Source organism: Achromobacter marplatensis (genome assembly GCF_002209535.1).
In the GTDB taxonomy this organism is placed as follows: domain Bacteria; phylum Pseudomonadota; class Gammaproteobacteria; order Burkholderiales; family Burkholderiaceae_B; genus Achromobacter; species Achromobacter marplatensis.
Window position 1 is genome coordinate 12,227 of record NZ_NJIG01000021.1, and the last position, 17,545, is coordinate 29,771.

Here is a 17,545-nt window from a genome sequence, read left to right on the forward strand (position 1 = left end):
GTCAGTCCTCGCCTCGCACCATCGTGAAGAACTCCACCTTGGTCTGCTCCGCCACCTGCGCCTGGCGCTCGACCCGATCGGCATGCTGGCGCGCCAGCGGCTGGATCAGGTGCGCCTGCACGGTGTCGTGCCAGTCCGGCAATTGCAGCAGCGCATCGGCCACGGCGGCCTGCTCGGCGTGCCGCAACGATCGGCCCTGCACATAGGCCACGCCGACCACGCCATCGCCCAGCGTCACGGCGCAACGTGTCACCGTCATTTCCCCCAGGTTGAAGCGCGCCCCGGTGCCGCCGCTGCGCGCCCGCACCATGGCCATGCCCGTCTGCGCCGGACGCAGCATCTGATGCGCTGGCACACTGCCCAGAGCACTGAACGCCCCTTCCAGCGCGGCCGGACTGGCCAGCGACAACACGCGCATCCAGGCGGCGCGCTGGGCGTTGGCCGCGTCCTGTCCTGCTAGTGAGTGATCCATTATTTCCTCTATACGTCTAGACGACTGGATGAAGTATGATCGCTCCGAATTCCAAGTTCAACAGCCTGGCGTGAATTTTTGATGACAGTTGCGGCGTCTGTGCACCGCCTATCCGGCGGCCGCCGCATCAGGCACAATCACAGCCATTCTTCATGAAGCTGATGTGACAGCACGAGCGCACCCTATGGTTGAAAGAGGTTCCGGCATCGCCGTCTGGCGGCAAATCGGCGAGTCCCTGGCGGACGACATCCGCAACAAGCTCTACATGGCAGGCGAACAACTGCCGTCCGAGCCGGAGCTGGCCGCCAAGTTTTCCGTCAACCGCCACACCATCCGGCGCGCCATGGGCGAGCTCGAGCAAAGCGGCCTGGTCCGGATCGAACAGGGACGCGGCACCTTCGTGCAGGAACACGCCATCGATTACGCCATCGGCAAGCGCACGCGCTTTTCCGAGAACCTGCGCAGCCAGGGCGTGCTGGGCCACCTGGAAGCCTTGGGCAGCCAAACGCTGCGCGCGGCCGACATCGCCAAGCATCTGGGGCTGGCCCGCTCGGCGCCGCTGTTGCGCGTGCAGATGGTCGGCAAGGCTGAAAACCGCCCGATCAGCGCATCCGAACACTTCTTCGACGAAAAGCGTTTTCCGGACTTCGCAGATCGCCTGACCGCGATGCGTTCGGTGTCCAAGGTCTATGCCCACTACGGCATCGGCGACTACACGCGCAAATGGTCACGCATCACCGCCGCGCTGCCCACGCCCGAAGTCGCCCGCCTGTTGGGCCAGCCCAAGACGCGGCCGATCCTTCAGGTGGAAGCGCTGAACGTGGACCAGGAAGGCGCCCCACTGCAATACAGCATCACGCGCTTCGTAGGCGACCTCGTGCAGTTGATGGTGGCGGACCAAAGCTAGACGGCCAGGCCATCGCCGCCGGGACACGCCGGCGGCGATGGGTACGACAAGAGTTTGAAAGCAACAACACACATCTAGACATCTGGTTGTCATGCAGAATCGATAACGTCACACCATGAACTCACACGCCCCCTCGCCCCTGGCCGGTGTCACAGGCCAACGCATCCTGACGCCGCGCGGCGTCGAACAAGCCAGTCTGCGCTTTCATGGCGGGCTGATCGACGACAGCGGCGCCACGCCCGCCCGCGGCGCCCCCTGGTTCGACGCCGGCGACCTGCTGGTGCTGCCCGGCATCGTCGATCTGCATGGCGACGCCTTCGAGCGCGCCATCATGCCCCGGCCCAGTGTCACCTTCCCGTATGACAGCGCGCTGTTCGACGTCGACCGCCAACTGCTGGCCAACGGCATCACCACCGAATTCCATGGCGTGACCCTGTCCTGGGAAGGCGGCTTGCGCGGCGAGGCCTATGCCGAGCGCATGTTCGACGCACTGGAACGCATGCAACACATGATGGGCGCGCGGCACTACGTACACCTGCGCTTCGAGACCCACCACGTGGGCGGTGTCGATCTGGCCCAGCAATGGATCCGCGACGGCCGCGTGCGCTTCCTGGCGCTGAACGACCACCTGCCCAGCATGGCGCGCCGCCTGGGCGATGACCGCAAGCTGATGCAATACGCCAGCCGCGCCGAATGCGACCTGGACACCTTCCAGGAACGCATCCGCGCCGCGATGTCCGCAGCCGACTCCGTGGCCGATGCCATGCGCGAGCTCACCGCCTGCGCGCAGGCGGCCGGCTTGAAAGTGGCCTCGCACGACGACCCCGACGCCGCCACGCGCCGCTACTACCATCAGTTGGGCTGCGGCGTCGCGGAATTTCCGCTGACCCGCGAAGCCGCCGGCGTCGCCCGCGACCTGGGCAACTCCGTCGTCTTCGGCGCGCCCAACGTGGTGCGCGGCGGCAGCCACACCGGCGCACCGAGCGCCACCGAGATGGTGCGCGACGGCCTGTGCGACATCCTGACGTCCGACTACTACTACCCCGCCCCGCTGGCCGCCGTCATGCGGCTGGTGCAGGACGGCGTGCTGCCGCTGGCGCAGGCCTGGAACCTGGTGTCGATGAACCCTGCGCGCGCCGCCGGCCTGAAAGACCGCGGCGCATTGACGCCGGGCCTGATCGCCGACGCCATCGTGGTGGACGACCAGGTGGCCGGACTGCCGCGCGTGGTCGCCGCCATTGTCGGCGGCGAACTGCGCTACGCGACCCGCGTATTCGGCCACGACAACAGCCTGCGCATGGCAGCCTGACCATGCCGCTCGCCCATCGCTACGCCTTGTACCTGGCGCCCACCGGCCCATGGCGCGAACACGGCAGCCGCTGGCTGGGCCGCTGCGCCGACACCGGTGCGCCGCTGCCGCCCCCGCCAGGCCAGCCCGAGTCCGCCCGCGCCTGGACCGAGGCGCCGCGCCATTACGGCCTGCACGCCACCTTGAAGCCGCCCTTCCGCCTGCGGGCAGGCGCTACGCCCCAAGCGGTGGACGCCGCCGCGCGGGAACTGGCCGGCGGCATCGCCCCGTTCGAAGTCGAACTCGAATGCGAAACGCTGCGCGGCTTTCTCGCCTGGCGCATCGCGGAATCCGACACGCAGGGCCAGGCCCGCATACAGGCCCTGGCCGACGCCGCCGTGCGCGGCCTGGACGACCTGCGCGCGCCGCCCACGCCAGAGGAAATCGCGCGCCGCCAGCCGCAATCGCTACCGCCCGAACAGCAGGCCATGCTGGCGCGCTGGGGCTACCCCTACGTGTTCGACACCTACACGTTCCACATCACCCTGACCGGCAAGCTGGCGGGCGATGCGCTGGAGCAGGCGCAACGCGGCATCGCCGCCTTTGCGGATCCGTTGCGCGGACAGGCCATGGCGGTGCCCGGCATCAGCGTCTACGTCCAGCCTGAACCCGGCGCCGATTTCGTCGCGGCGCGCCACTACCACTTTGACGGCACGCACACCGACGCCGTCGGCGCGGACTACCTGCAAGGGCCGCCCGCGCCATGAACCGACCGGCTCCGGCCTCGCCCGCAGACGGCGCGCGGCTGATCTACCTGATGGGCGCCTCCGGCAGCGGCAAGGACACCTTGCTGCGGCTGCTGCGCGCCCATCTGCAGGACGGCGAACCCGTCCTGGTCGCGCACCGCTACATCACCCGCGACAGCGGCGACAGCGAAGACGCGCTGCGCCTGACCCCCGAAGAATTCGCCCGCCGCGCGGCGCTGGGCTGCTTCGCGCTGCGCTGGGCCACCCATGGGCTGCACTACGGCATCGGCATCGAAATCGATACCTGGCTGGCTTGCGGCGCGGCCGTCATCATCAACGGATCGCGCGCGCACCTCGAAGCGGCGCATGCCCGCTATCCCGCATTGACGGCCGTGGAAGTCACCGTGGATCCCGCCCTGCTTGCGCGCCGCCTGGCGGGCCGCGGGCGCGAAAGCGCCGAGCAGATCGCGCAACGGCTATCGCGCGCCACGCAGGCCTTTGCCGTGCCGCAAGCATGCCGGCTGGAGCAGGTCAGCAATAACGGCGCGCCCGAATCGGCTGCCGCCGCCCTGCTGACGATTGCGCGGGAACAACTGGCCCGCTAGAACGGCTCAGGTCTTCGGCGGGCTGCCGCACAGTTCCAGCAGGATTTCCGAAAAGCGCTCCTCGGCCGCCAGCGGCTGCTCGCGCTTGCGCCGGATCAGGTTGATGGGCGGCAGTTCCCAACCGAAGTCCCAGGGCACCATGCCCAGCTTGCCGCGTTGGCAGAGTTCCCGCGCGATGTCTTCGGGCACGACCGAGATCAGCGCCTCGTTCATCGTCAGCATGCCTTCGATCACGTCGGTGGAGTAGGCCTCCAGCACCGGCGACGGCGGACGCAGCCCGGCTCGGATGAAGTGCTCCATGATCAGCTGCCGCGTGGGCGTGTTGGCCGCCGGCAATACCCAGTCCATGGACGCCACGGCGGGCCAGTCCGGCGCGCGCCGGGCCAGGCGCTGCGCCAGGCGGCTGTGCGCGATCAGGCGCGGGCGCTGGTGGTAGAGCACCCGGTGCATCAGGTCGTCCAGCGCCACGGTGGACGTCGCGCGGCTGATGATGCAGTCCAGCTCATGCCGGCGCAGCATCGGCACCAGGTGATCTGTGGTGGCGCGGTGCAGGGTCAGCGTCACCCCGTGGCCTCGATGCAGTTGGCTGATGGCAGCCGTCAGCAGGGCGCTGGACACGTACGGCACCACGCCCACGTTCAGATGTGCGGAACGGCCCGCATGCAGGGCCTCGACTTCTCGCGCCCACAGGTCCAGATCGCTTTGCATGTGGCGCGCTCGCAGCAGGGCCAGCTCTCCCAGCGGCGTAGCCTGCAGGCCGCGTCCGCTGCGCAGGAAGAGCGGCGCGCCGAAGATGTCCTCCAGCTCGGCCAGAGCCTTGGTGACGGCGGGCTGGCTGATGCCGGTGGCGGCCGCCACCCGGGTCAGCGAGCCATGCTTGGCGATGTTGGTCAGCAGCGCCAGGTGGCGGTGCTTCAGGCGGTTGGCCAGACGGGCGGCATCCCAGCTCATGGGTTTCTCTATAACCAAATGGTTATTCAATTATGCCAACAAAGCTAAATCAAGTTATTTCTCGATCCTATACTTCCATCCACTTTCCCTCGCCGCCAGTCACCGTCAAATGAGCGACTCTTTCACCACCCGTCCAGAAATCCGCGGCACCTTCGGGGTCGTGTCGTCCACGCACTGGCTGGCCTCGCAAGTCGCGATGGGCGTGCTGGAGCGCGGCGGCAACGCCTATGACGCCGCCGTGGCGGGCGGCTTCACCTTGCAGATCGTGGAACCACACCTGAATGGGCCGGGTGGCGAAGTGCCCATCCTGTTCTGGAGCGAACGCGAACAGCGCATGCGCGCGCTCTGCGGCCAGGGGCCCGCCCCCGCCCTGGCCACGCCCGCCTACTTCCGCGGCCTGGGCGTGGAACAGGTACCCGGCATCGGATTGCTGCCGGCCACCGTGCCCGGCGCGTTCGGCGCCTGGCTCACCCTGCTGCGCGACTACGGCACGTGGGAACTGGCCGACGTGCTGCAACCGGCCATCGACTACGCGCGCAACGGCTTTCCGCTGGTGCCCCGCGTGTCGCAGGCCATCCTGGCCGTGCAAGCCTTGTTCCGCGACGAATGGAAGACTTCCCGCGACGTCTGGCTGCCTGAAGGCCGCGTGCCCGCGCCCGACACCCTGTTCCGCACGCCCGCCATCGCCGCCACCTACACACGCATCCTGGACGAGGCGCATGCCGCAAGCAGCGACCGCCGCGGCCGCATCGATGCGGCCCTCAATGGCTGGTACCGTGGCTTCGTCGCCGACGCCATCGACGCCTACTACACCCAGGAATCCGTGCGCGACACCACCGGCCAACGCAACCGCGGGCTGCTGCGCAAAGCCGACCTGGCCGACTGGCGCGCCACTTACGACGAACCCGCCACCACGCAGTACGGCCGCTACACCGTCGCCAAATGCGGCGCCTGGTCGCAAGGGCCCGTGCATCTGCAACAGTTGGCGATGCTGCGGCATTTGGGCGTTGACGCCCTGGACCCCACATCGCCGCAATTCGTGCACCGCATCGCTGAAGCCGCCAAACTCGCCTTCGCCGACCGCGCCGCCTGGTATGGCGACCCTGATTTCGTGCAGGTGCCGTTTGCCGCGTTGCTCAGCGACACATATGCGCAGCAACGCGCCGCCGGCATCGGCTCAAGGGCGTCCACGACACTGCAACCGGGCAGCCCCGCCGGCATCGCGCCCCGCCTGCCCGACCTGGCCGCCGCCGATCGCACGCTGGCTGCCTCCAACATCCGCTTCGGCGTAGGAGAGCCTACGTTTGCAGCCCTGCCGCCGGTGGCGGAATGGGCCGCCCGCGAAATCTTCGTGGGCGACACCTGCCAGATCGACGTCATCGACCGCGACGGCAACATGGTGGCCGCCACGCCTTCGGGTGGCTGGCTGTCGTCCAGCCCGGTCGTGCCGGGGCTGGGCTTCCCCTTGACGACTCGCCTGCAGATGACCTGGCTGGACGAGGGCGTAGCGGGCCAGCTGCAGCCGGGCAAGCGCCCTTGCACCACCTTGTCGCCCGGCCTGGTGCTGCGCGACGGGCAACCCTATATGGCGTTCGGCACACCGGGCGGCGACCAGCAGGACCAATGGACCGTGGCGTTCTTCCTGCGCCATGCGATGGGCATGAACCTGCAGGAAGCCATCGACGCGCCTTCCTGGCACATCGACCACTTCCCGGGTTCGTTCTGGCCGCGCACGCTGACGCTGAACCGCCTGACGGTGGAGTCCCGCTTGCCTGAAACCACCATCCAGGCGCTGCGCGACGCCGGCCACGAGGTCAAGGTCGGCCCCGCCTGGTCCGAAGGCCGCATCAGCGCCTGCACGCGCGAACCCGCCGCGGGTGGCGCATTGCTGCTGCGAGCCGGCGCCAATCCGCGCGGCATGCAGGGCTATGCGGTCGGCCGATGATCTTCATCAACCAGTTCCATTCCAGCCGGCGTCCAGACCGGCACTTGCACAAGGGGTAAACACCATGACATTGCGATTCAAACGACTGTTGCGCGCATGCGCGTTCGGCCTGGCGCTGACCGCGCCCGCGCTGTCCCAGGCAGCCTGGCCGGAAAAACCCATCACGCTGATCGTGCCGTGGGCCGCGGGCGGTTCCACCGACATCCTGGCGCGCGTGCTGTCCGAAGGGCTGACCCAGTCGCTGGGCCAGTCCGTCATCGTCGAGAACCGCTCCGGCGCCTCGGGCAACATCGGCACGACCTTCGTGGCCCGCGCCAAGCCCGACGGCTACACGCTGCTGGTGGGCTCGATGAGCACCCACACCATGAACCAGGCGCTGTACTCCAACATGCCGTTCGACGGCGTGAAGGACTTCACGCCCATCGCTGAACTGGCGCTGGTGACCAACACGATGGTGGTCCACCCGTCGGTGCCCGCCACCAACCTGAAGGAATTCATCGCCTACGTGAAAGAGCGCCCGGATACGGTCGCCTATGCGTCCGCGGGCCAAGGCTCCACCAACCACCTGAGCGCCGCGCTGTTCGAGAAAGCCGCCGGTGTGAAGATGATGCACATCCCCTATCGCGGCGGCGCACCGGCCGTGCTGGACACGGTGGCCGGCCGCACGCAGGTGCTGTTCAGCGCCGGCACGCAGACGCTGCCGCACGTGCAGACCGGCAAGCTGAAACTGCTGGCCGTCACCGAGGAAAAACGCTCGCCGCTCCTGCCCGAGGTGCCGACCGTCGCCGAAACGCTGCCCGGCTATGAGCTGTCGGTCTGGTACGGCGCGTTCGGCCCCGCCGGCATGCCGCCCGAACTGACCGCGCGCCTGAACCGCGAGATCAACCTGATCTTGAAGCGCCCCGACGTCATCAAGAAAATGGGCGACATGGGCGTGCTGCTGACCGAGACCACGCCGGAGCAATTCGGCCAGATCCTCACGCGCGACGCCGACAAGTACGGCAAGCTGATCAAGGAATTGGGGATCACCGCGGAATGATGGGCAACGCGACTTTGCAGCAACCTGCGCCGGCAGGCGTACAGGCGGTCGCGCGGGCTTACGCCACCGCCGACGCGGTGGCGGCCTTGCAGGCCATCGACGCCCACGCCCGCACCGCCCTCGGCCACGCCCTTTGCACCGTCAACCGCTACGACGCCGACACCATGCGCGTCGTGCGCCTGTACAGTTCGAACCCGCAGGCCTATCCGCCCGGCGGCAGCAAAGACAAGAGCGGCACGCCCTGGGGCCGCCACGTCCTGCTTGAACACCGCGTGTTCGTGGGCGAAGGCGAAGCCGCGATACGCGAATTCTTCAACGACCACGACGCGATCCGAGGGCTGGGACTGCAATCGGTGATCAACATCCCGGTTATCTACGGCGGCGAATGCCTGGGCACCGTCAACTTCCTGATGCCACGCGCCAAGGTCTCGGAAGCGGACATCGAGCACGCCCAACTGGCCGGCCTGCTGGCGCTGCCGGCGTTCCTGGCGCTGCGCGCCGCAAGCTAGGGCGCAGTGCGATACTGGCCCGCACCAGCGGCGGGCCAGTATCCCTAGATCAACGCCCGGCGTATGCGGGACGACAGCATGTCGATCACGACCACGAACGCCACGATGATGATCATCACCGCGCAGGTTTCGGCGTAACGGAAGCTGCGGATGATTTCCCACAGCACCGTGCCGATACCGCCCGCGCCCACGATGCCCACCACCGAGGCTGAACGCACGTTCGATTCGAAGCGGTACAGCGAATACGAGATCCATAGCGGCAGCACTTGCGGGATCACGCCGTAGACGATTTCTTCCAGCGCGTTCGCGCCCGTGGCCCGCACGCCTTCGACCGGACGCGGGTCGATGGCTTCAACCGCTTCCGAAAACAGCTTGGCCAGCACGCCCGTCGTGTGGACCCACAAGGCCAGCACGCCTGCAAAGGGGCCCAGGCCCACGGCGACGATGAACAGCATCGCGAACACCATCTCGTTGATGGCGCGGCAGGCGTCCATCAGGCGGCGCATCGGCTGGTAGACCCAGGCCGGCACCATGTTCGACGAGCACAGCAGGCCCAGCGGCACGGCCACCACGATGGCGAGGAACGTTCCCCACACGGCGATCTGTACCGTCACGATCATTTCGTCCAGGTACATGCGCCAGTCGCGGAAATTGGGCGGGAAGAAGTCGGCGGCGAACTGGGCCATGTTGCCCGAGTCGCGCAGCAGATCCAGGGGCCGCATGTCCGCGCCTCGCCACGACATGACAAGCAGCGCAAGCACGACGGCCCAGACAAGAAGGACCGGCAGCGACGAGCGCGGCGCGGCAGGCAGGCGGGAGGGATGGGTGGCTAGGTTCATGGAGAAAGGCGATCCGCTGGAAGGGATTCGGAGGTCAGACGCCGGCGCGTCAGGCGGCGCGCCAGCGTGTTGCGGCAAGGCTTACTGCTTGGCGGAGGCGGGCTGGCCCAGGCTGGCCAGCTTGCCATCCAGTTCCGCCAGTTGCTTCTGCTTTTCAGCCTGGCCCAGCGTGCTGTCGGCTTCGACCTTGGCCTTTTCACGGGCCAGTTCGATCTGGCGGATCGGCACGAGCTGCTGGTTGTCGGACGCGCGGAAGCCCTGATACGTCAGCGCCTTCAGGTTGGCCATTTCGCGCTCGGCGTCCTTGCCTTTGCCGTAGTTGACGAAGAAGTCGCGAATGCGGCCCTTCAGGTCGGCAGACAGGTCCGTGCGCATGACAAGCGGATCGGCCGGGATCAGCGGTGACTTCCACAGCACGCGCACGCTGTCGTTGGCATCCTTGCCGGTGTTCAGGCGATAGCGTTCCAGCGCCTCGGTGTTGTTGACCGCGACATCCACCTGCTTGTTGATGACCGACAACAGATTGGCTTCGTGGTTACTGGCGCGCACCGTCTTGAAGAAGGTCTTGGGTTCGATCTTGTTGGCGGCCCACAGGTAGTAGCCGGGCACCGCGGTGCCGGACGTGGAGTTGGGGTCGCCCGCACCGTAGCTCAGCTTGCCGCCGTTCTTCAACACGTCGTCCAGCGTCTTCAGGTTGCTGTCTTTGTTAACGATCAGGAGCGACCAGTAGCCGGGGTTGCCATCCTTGTCGATCACCGAGGCGAACACCTCGCCCTTGGCGCGGTCCACGGCTTCGATGGCCGACTTGTTGCCGAACCAGCCCAACTGCACCTTGTTGAAGCGCATGCCTTCGATAATGCCGGCGTAGTCCGACGCGAAGAAGGGCTTGACCGGCACGCCGATGGCGCGGCTCAGGTCGTCGATGACGGGCCGCCAGACGGACTTCAGGTTGGTCGACGACTCGGTCGAGATGATGCCGAAGTTCAACGTCTTGGCGTCTTGCGCGTAGGCCTGCGTGGACAACGCGGCGGCGGCGATCAGGGTGACGAAGGTTCTGCGTAGCATGGATGACTCCGGGTATGTAGGGGCAGAGAGGTCGGGACGATGAAGGCGGAAGCGGGCTCAGGCCGCCTGCGCCAGTTGGGACAGCGGCGCCAGGCCCGGCATGGACGGCGCGTGGGACGAATATTCGGGAAGCAGCTCGCTCAATTCGGAGCCGTACAGGTCGCGCAGCATTTCCGGGGTGAGGTCGGCGGCGCGGCCGTCATAGACCACCTTGCCGTGGCGCAGCGCCACCACGCGGGGGCAATAGCGCAGCGCCACGTCGACCTGGTGCAGCGACACCACCACGGCCACTTTGCGGCTGCGGTTGATCTGGGCCAGCGTGTCCATGACGCGGCGCGACGACTCCGGGTCCAGCGACGCGATGGGTTCGTCGGCCAGGATCACGCGGGCGTTCTGCACCAGCGTGCGGGCAATCGCCGCGCGCTGCTGCTGGCCGCCCGAGAGCGTGGACGCGCGCTGAAATGCATAGTCGTCTATACCAACCTGGGCAAGCGCGTCCAGGCCCTGGCGTACTTCGGCGCGCAGGAACCAACGGGTCAGGCTGCGCCACAGCGGCACGCGCGGCAGCATGCCGGTCAGGACATTGGTGATGACCGGCAGGCGGCCCACCAGATTGAATTGCTGGAACACGAAACCGATGCCGGCGCGCGCGGCGCGCACATTGCGGCTCAAGCGGCCGTTCTGCTGGATCTGCTGGCCATTGACCTTGACGCTGCCCTGGCCCGCGTCGCCGGCGACAAAGCCCGCCAGGTGGCGCAGCAGCGTGGATTTGCCCGAGCCGGATGCGCCCAGCAAAGCCACCATTTCCCCGTCGGCCACTTGCAGGCTGACGTTGTCCAGCGCCTTGGCGCCGGCCTGGAACGTCTTGCTCAAGTTCTGCACTTCGATGGCGTACGTCATCGTCTGATCCCCTTGTCTGTGGTCATTGCCGCATTCTGTTTTCGCCGCATGACAGCGCGATGACCTGGGGATCGAATCATTTGCCGGAAAATAAGGGGTCAGCAACAGGCTGAAAGACCTCCGTCATAAATGGCCCGGCGCGCGCGTTGCGTGGCCTTGCAGCGCGGGTATATTCGAATTGTTCTCCCCACTTGCCTGGCGCTCATCATGATCAAAGGTTCCTGCCTGTGCGGCCGCGTTGCTTACGAGATCAACGGCCCTCTCACCGACGCCCTGAATTGCCATTGCGTCATGTGCCGCAAGTCCCACGGCGCCGCCTTCCGCAGCCGAGCGTCGGTTCAAGCCTCCGATTTCCAATGGACGAAGGGCGAGAACCACGTCACCTGGTATGCCTCGTCGCCTGGCAACTACCGCGGCTTCTGCGAGGCCTGCGGCACGCCGCTGCTCAGCCGCTTCGACCAGACACCGGACACCTACGGCTTGCCCCTGGGCGCGCTGGACGACGATCCGGGCGTCAAGCCCACCGCGCATTGCCATGTGGCCGACAAGGCGCCCTGGTTCGACATCACGGACGGCTTGCCGCAGTACCCCCATGAATTCCAGGGGGTAGGCGAAGCCAGCAAAGAGGCAGTTACATAAAAACTCAACCGAGTGGTTGAATATCCCCAGGCGCTGGCCTATATTCAACCTTATGGTTGAACTTATCCCCGCTCCCGCTCTGGATGCCGTCTTTCGCGCGCTGGCCGATCCCACGCGCCGCGACATGCTGCGCAGCCTGGCACAAGGGGATCAGACCATCGGAGAGCTGGCAGCGCCCCTGCGCATGAGTTTTGCCGGCGCCTCCAAGCATGTGCAGGCCCTGGAACGCGCCGGCCTGATCCGGCGCACCATCCATGGCCGCACCCATGTGTGCAGCCTGAATCCCCAACCCATGGCCGAGGCCATGGAATGGCTGCGTTTCTATGAACAGTTCTGGGCGGGCAGACTGGATGCGCTGGCCTCTGCGCTGGCGTCCCATCCCGCCCCGCCCCCGTCCCTAGGAGAGCAACATGAGTGATCACGGCGTCGTCCTGGATCCCACGACCCTGCGTTTTACCCGCCAGCTTCCCGCCAGCGTGGAAACCGTATGGGCGTTCCTGACCGAATCCGAAAAGCGGGGCCGCTGGCTGGCCACCGGTGACATGGAACTGCGCGAAGGCGGCGGCGTGACCCTGCGTTTCGTGCACGCCAACCTGTCATCGGTCGCCGAACCCACGCCGGAACCCTATAAGGCTTACGAGAACGGCGTCACGACCCATGGCATCGTCACCCGCTGCGAGCCGCCCCGGCTGCTGGCATTCACCTGGGGCGGATCCAAGGGGGAACCGTCGGAGGTCACGTTCGAACTGTCGCCTCAAGGCGAGGGCACGCTGCTGGTGCTGACGCACCGCAAGCTGAACTCGCGCGACGACATGGTTGATGTGGCGGGCGGCTGGCACACCCATCTGGGCGTGCTTTCGGCCAAGCTCGAGGGGCGCGAACCCGGCCCGTTCTGGTCGGCGCACCACCGGTGGGAAGCCGACTACCAGGCGCGCGTCCCCGGGGCCTAGAGTCGTTCAGTAGCAACTATCACGGCGCAGCGGCAGATAAATACTGGCTAATCGCTGCGCTTTGCAGTAACATAAGTCCGTGATTTTTCCGCAAAAAACCGGGCTTCGGTCACTCTGCGTGCCAACCTGTATCCCTTCGGGTCACCCCCAAGATACTCAGGCTGCCCCCGGTTTGGTTGAGATTATTACGAACGGCGCCGCAACATTATTGTGCCGTCCGGCGTTGCAACAATCGCCCCCACCCGCTTTCTCCGGCGCTGTGCGCTTGCACGGCGCCGCGACCAAGCCGCGCACCGCGCGCATATTGCCCACGCTGCGCGAGTATCCGTCATTTCAGACATCCACTAGGGATGCCGTGGCCCTTACCCGCGCTTGCCCGAACGTTTTACGTTCAAACCGCTGGACCTGGTTATTTGAGTCCAACGCGCTTGCCGCCTCGCGCGGCGCGTCATGCCGCCGGCCTGGCTGCGCGTATTGATCAAGGAGTAGAGAATGGCTAAAGAAGAACTCATCGAATTGGATGGCATCGTTGACGAAGTGCTGCCCGATAGCCGCTACCGCGTCAAACTGGACAACGGCATCGAAGTCGGCGCCTACGCCTCCGGCCGCATCCGCAAGCACCGTATCCGCATCCTGGCAGGCGATCGCGTCACCCTGGAAATGTCGCCCTACGACCTGACCAAGGGCCGCATCAACTTCCGTCACAAGGACGAACGCGCTCCCGCGCCCCATCGTCCCCAGCAGTACCGCCGTTAAGCCAGGGCTCCAGGGCCGGCCCGAGGCCGGCTCCCTGCCCCTGTTTCGCGCGGGCTTAAGCCCGAACCGCGATATGCCGTAATGCGTTGAACGTCTGTTCGTGAAAGAATGGCGCGCTTGCCAGGCGCAATGTCTGGCGGGATACGCATGAAGCAAGATGGACCTTAAAGAAGAGTTGCAAGCCGCCGCCGACCAGCTTTCCCTGGCGCGAAGAAAATTCGTGAAAGGGGAGGAAGGCCTGCGTCTGCTCAACCAGTCGCGCGAAGGGTTCATCAACAGCCTTCGCAATACCGGCCTGACCTACGCCGAAGCCAAGATCAAGTACGACAACTGCCTGGATGAGCAGCAAGCCCAGCAACACCATGTGCGCCAGCAGATGGAGTATGCCGAGCGCATGCACCAGTTCGTATTGAACAAGATCGCCCAGCAGACCGCCACGGCCTGACGATCAGGGCTTGAACGCTCCGATGAAGATGGCGGGGTCGACCCGCGCATCGTTCAGGCTGACGTTCCAGTGCAGGTGCGGCCCGGTTGCCCGGCCTGTCGCCCCCACCTTCCCCACCACTCCGCCTCGCGGCACCTCGTCGCCGACTTTCACGTCAATGGCCGACATGTGGCAGAACATGCTGACAAAGCCCTGCCCGTGATCGACGAAGACCGTCTTGCCATTGAAGAAGTAATCTCCCACCAGCACGACCACGCCTGCGGCCGGCGCCTTGATCGGCGTGCCCGCCGGCACCGCGAAGTCCAGGCCCGAATGCGGATTGCGTTCCTGCCCGTTGAAGAAGCGCCGCAAGCCGAATGGACTGGACAGGCGGCCGCCGTTGACCGGGCGGTCCAGCAGCAGGTTGCTGGGCGTGACGCCGGCCCGGTAGGTCCGATTGGCCGCGCTTTGCTCGGCCATCTCGCGTTCGATGCGCTTCATGTCGTCCGGGTTGGGGTCGACCTGGCGCGGGTTCTTCAAGGTGATGTGCTGCGCCACGTATTCCTTGGCGCCCACCTTGAACGGCAGCTTGCGCTGGCCCTTTGCGTCGCTGACTACCACCTGCTGTTCGCCGGGCTTCACGCTGAGCGGAATCCCGACCACGGCGATCCACTGCTTGCCCTCTTCCCGCACGACCAGCACGCGCCGATCCAGAAAGCTCACCTCGGGCGCTCGATCGGCATCCCCAAGCGCCAGGACGGCCACGCCGCCGGGCACCGGCGCATTCAGCTTGCGCGAAATAAAACCTTGCTGGGCTTGCGCGCGCACGGGCAAGCCGATGCTGACGGCGGCGGCGGCCAGACCGGCCCGCAAGACGTCACGGCGATTGAACATGGCGCTTACAGGCACAGGTTCGCCGGTTCGATGATGCTTTGGTCGCGGCGCGCGATGCGCGTCGACAGGCGAGTTTCGGTCTTGCCCTTCCAGGTCGTGGTCGTCAGCACGGCTTCAACGCCCAGGCTGTCTTCCTGGACCAGTTCGAATCCGTTGCGCACGGCGTTCTGCTTGAAGTTGACGCCCTGGCTCTTCCAGGCGCTGGCCACACACGCGGTGTAGTCCTCTGCCGTGCGCTGGGTCGAACCGTAGAAGACGGGGTCGCGCTGGCGCACGTCTTTGACATTGGCGCAGGCCGTCAACGCGGCCAGGACGGTAAGGGACAGGGCGAAACGAACCTTCATGACGGTAAGACTCTCAAGCAGGAGGGGTGGACAGGGGCGGCCAAAACTATAACGCAGCGGCCGTTCAGGACTGGGCCGCGCGGCGGGCCGATTTGGGGCGGAACGCGTCGATGACGCCGGGCTGCGTCTCGGCGTAAGGGCCGCCGATCAGGTCGATGCAATAGGGAATGGCGGCGAAGATGCCCGGCACCAGCACGGCGCCGTCTTCACCCTTGAGCCCTTCCAGCGTCTCGCGTATGGACTTGGGCTGGCCGGGAAGGTTCACGATCAGGGCGGCGTGCGACGGGGTTTCGCGGATGACGGCGACTTGCCGCGACAGGATGGCGGTGGGCACGAAACGCAGGCTGATCTGGCGCATCTGTTCGCCGAAACCGGGCATTTCCTTGGTAGCAACGGCGAGCGTAGCCTCGGGGGTGACGTCGCGCCTGGCAGGGCCGGTGCCGCCAGTCGTCAGCACCAGGTCGCACCCGCAGACGTCCACCAGTTCGATCAACGTCTCGGAAATACGCGCGGACTCGTCCGGAATCAGTCGATCCACCGCCTGCCAGGGCGAGGCCAGCGCGGACCCCAGCCATTCACGCAGCGCGGGCAGGCCCTGATCTTGATACGTGCCGGAAGAGGCGCGGTCAGACACGGACACCAGGCCGATGATCAGTTCGTCGGGATGGCGGCGGGCGATTCGGGTCGTGGCGGTCATGGGCGGCAGCGTCTTGGAAGGTGAAGAAAAGGCGGGTTCGGCGCCAAAGGACGGCGCATGGCGCGGTCAATCATGGAAATCCAGAAGAACCGCGCGATGTCGATGCTATCGCATTCTTTCCCAGGAGGAAGCGCGCTCTCTTTCCGGGCCAGCCCGCTTCCGGCTGTCGCAAAAATGCGAATTGGCCCTGCCCCCGGTTTCGCGCGCTTGTTTCGGTCATACGCGCTGGATAACATCCGCTAACAATCTAATCCGATATCGCGCCCGGCCTCCCCGCCCCACCCATGTTCACACGCACTCTACGGCAGCACGCGCTGGCAGCCGCGCTGGCCCTGTCCGCCGCCGCCGCTTGCGGCTGGTGGGCCTGGCATTCGCTGGCGCTGAAAACCGAACCCGTGCCCGCGGCGGCCCCGGGGATCTATATCCCGAACCTGGGCAACACCCTGCAGGAACAGACGCGCAACCTGTCTCGGATGAGCCAGGCGCTGCGCACGGGCGACCGGCTGGTGATCCTGGGGTCATCCGAACTCACCAGCAACGATCTGCGCTTCGTGCCGTACCGATATCTGGCCGACGAGCTGCAAATGCCCGTGCTGGCTTATGGCCATTCGGGCTTCCAGTCCCTGGGCATGCAACTGGTGCTGGCCGCGCTGGCCGATGATCTGTCACCCGCCTCCCGCGTGGTCGTGATGCTGTCGCCCGGGTGGTTCGACGGCGACGGCGGCTTGGGCGCGGACGAATTCAAGGAGCACGCCAACCCGCTGCTGCCGCGCCTGATGAAGCAGCCCGAAGGCCGGGCGGAGCTCGCGCGCTGGCTGCGCGACAAGGGGGACGCCCGTGTGGCCTGGTCCATGGTGGCCGAGCAGGCCTACGTGTTCCGCCAGCGCCTGGTGGACCTGTGGGCGCCCGCCTATGCAGCGCCTGTGCCCGAACGCGAACGCGAAGGGCCGGCCGCCGCTGCCCGCGTGGTGGATTGGGATGCGCTGGCCAGCCAGGCCCAGGAAGCCGAACAGAGCCAGATGGGCGGCAACCGCTACGCGGTCCGCGACGAATTCTTCAATAAATACCTGCGCTCGATTCCCGAGGGCGGCAAGACCGCCTACCTGCCCCAGCCGCTGACCGGCCGCGACGAACTGCGGGAATTGACGGCCCTGATGGCCCTGCTGCGCCAGCACGACGTGAATGCGCTGTTCGTGATGCAGCCGCTGCACCCGATGGTCTTCAAGGACCTGGCCCGCTTCGAACCGATCCAGCGCGACGTGGCGGCGCTGTGCCAACGCTACGCGATGACCTGCATGGACATGTACAGCGCCCCCTTTGAAGTCGGCATGCTGCGCGACGTGCAGCACCTGGGCGAACTGGGGTGGCTGAGGGTCAACCAGAAGATCGCGCAGGTATTCCGTCCATGAGAGGCGCCGGCAAATGGAACGAACCCAAATGAAACGAACCCTTTGGCTGTGCCTGCTGTACCTGGGCGTCCTGGCGGTGATGTTGATCCAGGCCGATACCTCGGCCAATCTGGGCAAGCCCATGGAAATCGAGTTCCAGTACTCGAAGTTCTGAAACCGGCGGTGC

Annotated in this window: 22 protein-coding genes; 14 read left to right on the top strand and 8 right to left on the bottom strand. The window is 66.3% G+C overall.

Annotation, left to right across the window (positions count from 1 at the left end; genetic code table 11):
• Position 1: 1 nt before the first annotated feature.
• A complete protein-coding gene (gene phnG / locus CEY09_RS28065; RefSeq protein ID WP_088591113.1) occupies positions 2 to 472 on the bottom strand; it encodes a phosphonate C-P lyase system protein PhnG in 471 nt (156 codons plus the stop codon).
• Between the two features lie 184 nt (positions 473 to 656).
• Here phnG and phnF point away from each other — a divergent pair, with 184 nt between their 5' ends.
• The 4 genes from phnF (at position 657) to phnN (ending at position 4,018) form a co-directional block, all read left to right on the top strand.
• The gene (phnF, locus tag CEY09_RS28070; RefSeq protein ID WP_088591114.1) at positions 657 to 1,379 is read left to right on the top strand and encodes a phosphonate metabolism transcriptional regulator PhnF; all 723 of its coding nucleotides are present in this window, start codon (positions 657 to 659) and stop codon (positions 1,377 to 1,379) included.
• Between the two features lie 115 nt (positions 1,380 to 1,494).
• Positions 1,495 to 2,688 (top strand): alpha-D-ribose 1-methylphosphonate 5-triphosphate diphosphatase, encoded by a 1,194-nt coding sequence (locus tag CEY09_RS28075; protein WP_088591115.1) that lies wholly within the window; start codon positions 1,495 to 1,497, stop codon positions 2,686 to 2,688.
• 2 nt (positions 2,689 to 2,690) lie between these two features.
• A complete protein-coding gene (locus tag CEY09_RS28080) occupies positions 2,691 to 3,434 on the top strand; it encodes a DUF1045 domain-containing protein (RefSeq protein ID WP_088591116.1) in 744 nt (247 codons plus the stop codon).
• Positions 3,431 to 4,018: a phosphonate metabolism protein/1,5-bisphosphokinase (PRPP-forming) PhnN gene (gene phnN / locus CEY09_RS28085; protein ID WP_088591117.1), complete on the top strand. Its 588-nt coding sequence runs from the start codon at positions 3,431 to 3,433 to the stop codon at positions 4,016 to 4,018. Before CEY09_RS28080 ends, phnN begins: the two co-directional genes overlap by 4 nt.
• 6 nt (positions 4,019 to 4,024) lie before the next feature.
• Here phnN and CEY09_RS28090 read toward each other — a convergent pair whose 3' ends face one another.
• Positions 4,025 to 4,969, bottom strand: coding sequence for a LysR family transcriptional regulator (locus CEY09_RS28090; RefSeq protein WP_088591118.1), 945 nt, complete (start codon positions 4,967 to 4,969; stop codon positions 4,025 to 4,027).
• A 109-nt stretch (positions 4,970 to 5,078) separates the two neighbouring features.
• Between CEY09_RS28090 and CEY09_RS28095 the strand changes: the two genes are divergently transcribed.
• From CEY09_RS28095 to CEY09_RS28105, 3 genes are all read left to right on the top strand, one after another.
• Positions 5,079 to 6,914 carry a gamma-glutamyltransferase family protein gene (locus tag CEY09_RS28095; RefSeq protein ID WP_088591119.1) on the top strand — a complete coding sequence of 612 codons (1,836 nt, stop codon included), beginning with the start codon at positions 5,079 to 5,081 and terminating at the stop codon, positions 6,912 to 6,914.
• 64 nt (positions 6,915 to 6,978) lie between these two features.
• Entirely contained in the window at positions 6,979 to 7,953 is a 975-nt protein-coding gene (locus CEY09_RS28100) for a Bug family tripartite tricarboxylate transporter substrate binding protein (RefSeq protein WP_088591120.1), read from the top strand.
• A complete protein-coding gene (locus CEY09_RS28105; protein WP_234818420.1) occupies positions 7,950 to 8,462 on the top strand; it encodes a GAF domain-containing protein in 513 nt (170 codons plus the stop codon). The genes CEY09_RS28100 and CEY09_RS28105 overlap by 4 nt, the downstream gene beginning before the upstream one ends.
• 44 nt (positions 8,463 to 8,506) lie before the next feature.
• Here CEY09_RS28105 and phnE read toward each other — a convergent pair whose 3' ends face one another.
• The 3 genes from phnE to phnC form a co-directional block, all read right to left on the bottom strand.
• Positions 8,507 to 9,301, bottom strand: a complete 795-nt coding sequence (gene phnE / locus CEY09_RS28110) for a phosphonate ABC transporter, permease protein PhnE (protein WP_006222771.1) — start codon at positions 9,299 to 9,301, stop codon at positions 8,507 to 8,509.
• 81 nt (positions 9,302 to 9,382) lie between these two features.
• Positions 9,383 to 10,366, bottom strand: coding sequence for a phosphonate ABC transporter substrate-binding protein (phnD, locus tag CEY09_RS28115; protein ID WP_088591122.1), 984 nt, complete (start codon positions 10,364 to 10,366; stop codon positions 9,383 to 9,385).
• A 57-nt stretch (positions 10,367 to 10,423) separates the two neighbouring features.
• Positions 10,424 to 11,266 (bottom strand): phosphonate ABC transporter ATP-binding protein, encoded by an 843-nt coding sequence (gene phnC, locus CEY09_RS28120; protein ID WP_088591123.1) that lies wholly within the window; start codon positions 11,264 to 11,266, stop codon positions 10,424 to 10,426.
• A 207-nt stretch (positions 11,267 to 11,473) separates the two neighbouring features.
• Between phnC and CEY09_RS28125 the strand changes: the two genes are divergently transcribed.
• From CEY09_RS28125 to CEY09_RS28145, 5 genes are all read left to right on the top strand, one after another.
• A complete protein-coding gene (locus CEY09_RS28125; protein ID WP_006222768.1) occupies positions 11,474 to 11,905 on the top strand; it encodes a GFA family protein in 432 nt (143 codons plus the stop codon).
• 52 nt (positions 11,906 to 11,957) lie between these two features.
• Positions 11,958 to 12,323 carry an ArsR/SmtB family transcription factor gene (locus CEY09_RS28130; RefSeq protein ID WP_088591124.1) on the top strand — a complete coding sequence of 122 codons (366 nt, stop codon included), beginning with the start codon at positions 11,958 to 11,960 and terminating at the stop codon, positions 12,321 to 12,323.
• The gene (locus CEY09_RS28135; RefSeq protein ID WP_006222766.1) at positions 12,316 to 12,855 is read left to right on the top strand and encodes an SRPBCC family protein; all 540 of its coding nucleotides are present in this window, start codon (positions 12,316 to 12,318) and stop codon (positions 12,853 to 12,855) included. The genes CEY09_RS28130 and CEY09_RS28135 overlap by 8 nt, the downstream gene beginning before the upstream one ends.
• 492 nt (positions 12,856 to 13,347) lie before the next feature.
• A complete protein-coding gene (gene infA / locus CEY09_RS28140) occupies positions 13,348 to 13,611 on the top strand; it encodes a translation initiation factor IF-1 (protein ID WP_006221179.1) in 264 nt (87 codons plus the stop codon).
• Positions 13,612 to 13,768: 157 nt separating this feature from the next.
• Positions 13,769 to 14,056: a hypothetical protein gene (locus CEY09_RS28145; RefSeq protein ID WP_006222765.1), complete on the top strand. Its 288-nt coding sequence runs from the start codon at positions 13,769 to 13,771 to the stop codon at positions 14,054 to 14,056.
• A gap of 3 nt (positions 14,057 to 14,059) precedes the next feature.
• Here the strand turns inward: CEY09_RS28145 and CEY09_RS28150 are convergent, their stop codons facing one another.
• The 3 genes from CEY09_RS28150 to mog all read right to left on the bottom strand — a co-directional run bounded on the left by CEY09_RS28150 (position 14,060) and on the right by mog (position 15,970).
• A complete protein-coding gene (locus CEY09_RS28150; RefSeq protein ID WP_088591125.1) occupies positions 14,060 to 14,929 on the bottom strand; it encodes a peptidoglycan DD-metalloendopeptidase family protein in 870 nt (289 codons plus the stop codon).
• A 5-nt stretch (positions 14,930 to 14,934) separates the two neighbouring features.
• Positions 14,935 to 15,273 carry a hypothetical protein gene (locus tag CEY09_RS28155; RefSeq protein WP_088591126.1) on the bottom strand — a complete coding sequence of 113 codons (339 nt, stop codon included), beginning with the start codon at positions 15,271 to 15,273 and terminating at the stop codon, positions 14,935 to 14,937.
• A 64-nt stretch (positions 15,274 to 15,337) separates the two neighbouring features.
• Positions 15,338 to 15,970 (bottom strand): molybdopterin adenylyltransferase, encoded by a 633-nt coding sequence (gene mog, locus CEY09_RS28160; protein WP_088591127.1) that lies wholly within the window; start codon positions 15,968 to 15,970, stop codon positions 15,338 to 15,340.
• Positions 15,971 to 16,254: 284 nt separating this feature from the next.
• Between mog and CEY09_RS28165 the strand changes: the two genes are divergently transcribed.
• Both CEY09_RS28165 and CEY09_RS32725 read left to right on the top strand, forming a co-directional pair.
• On the top strand, positions 16,255 to 17,379 hold the full coding sequence (locus CEY09_RS28165) for a D-alanyl-lipoteichoic acid biosynthesis protein DltD (RefSeq protein ID WP_088591128.1): 1,125 nt from the start codon (positions 16,255 to 16,257) through the stop codon (positions 17,377 to 17,379).
• Positions 17,380 to 17,407: 28 nt separating this feature from the next.
• Positions 17,408 to 17,533 carry a hypothetical protein gene (locus tag CEY09_RS32725; protein WP_006222760.1) on the top strand — a complete coding sequence of 42 codons (126 nt, stop codon included), beginning with the start codon at positions 17,408 to 17,410 and terminating at the stop codon, positions 17,531 to 17,533.
• The last annotated feature ends 12 nt before the right edge of the window (positions 17,534 to 17,545 follow it).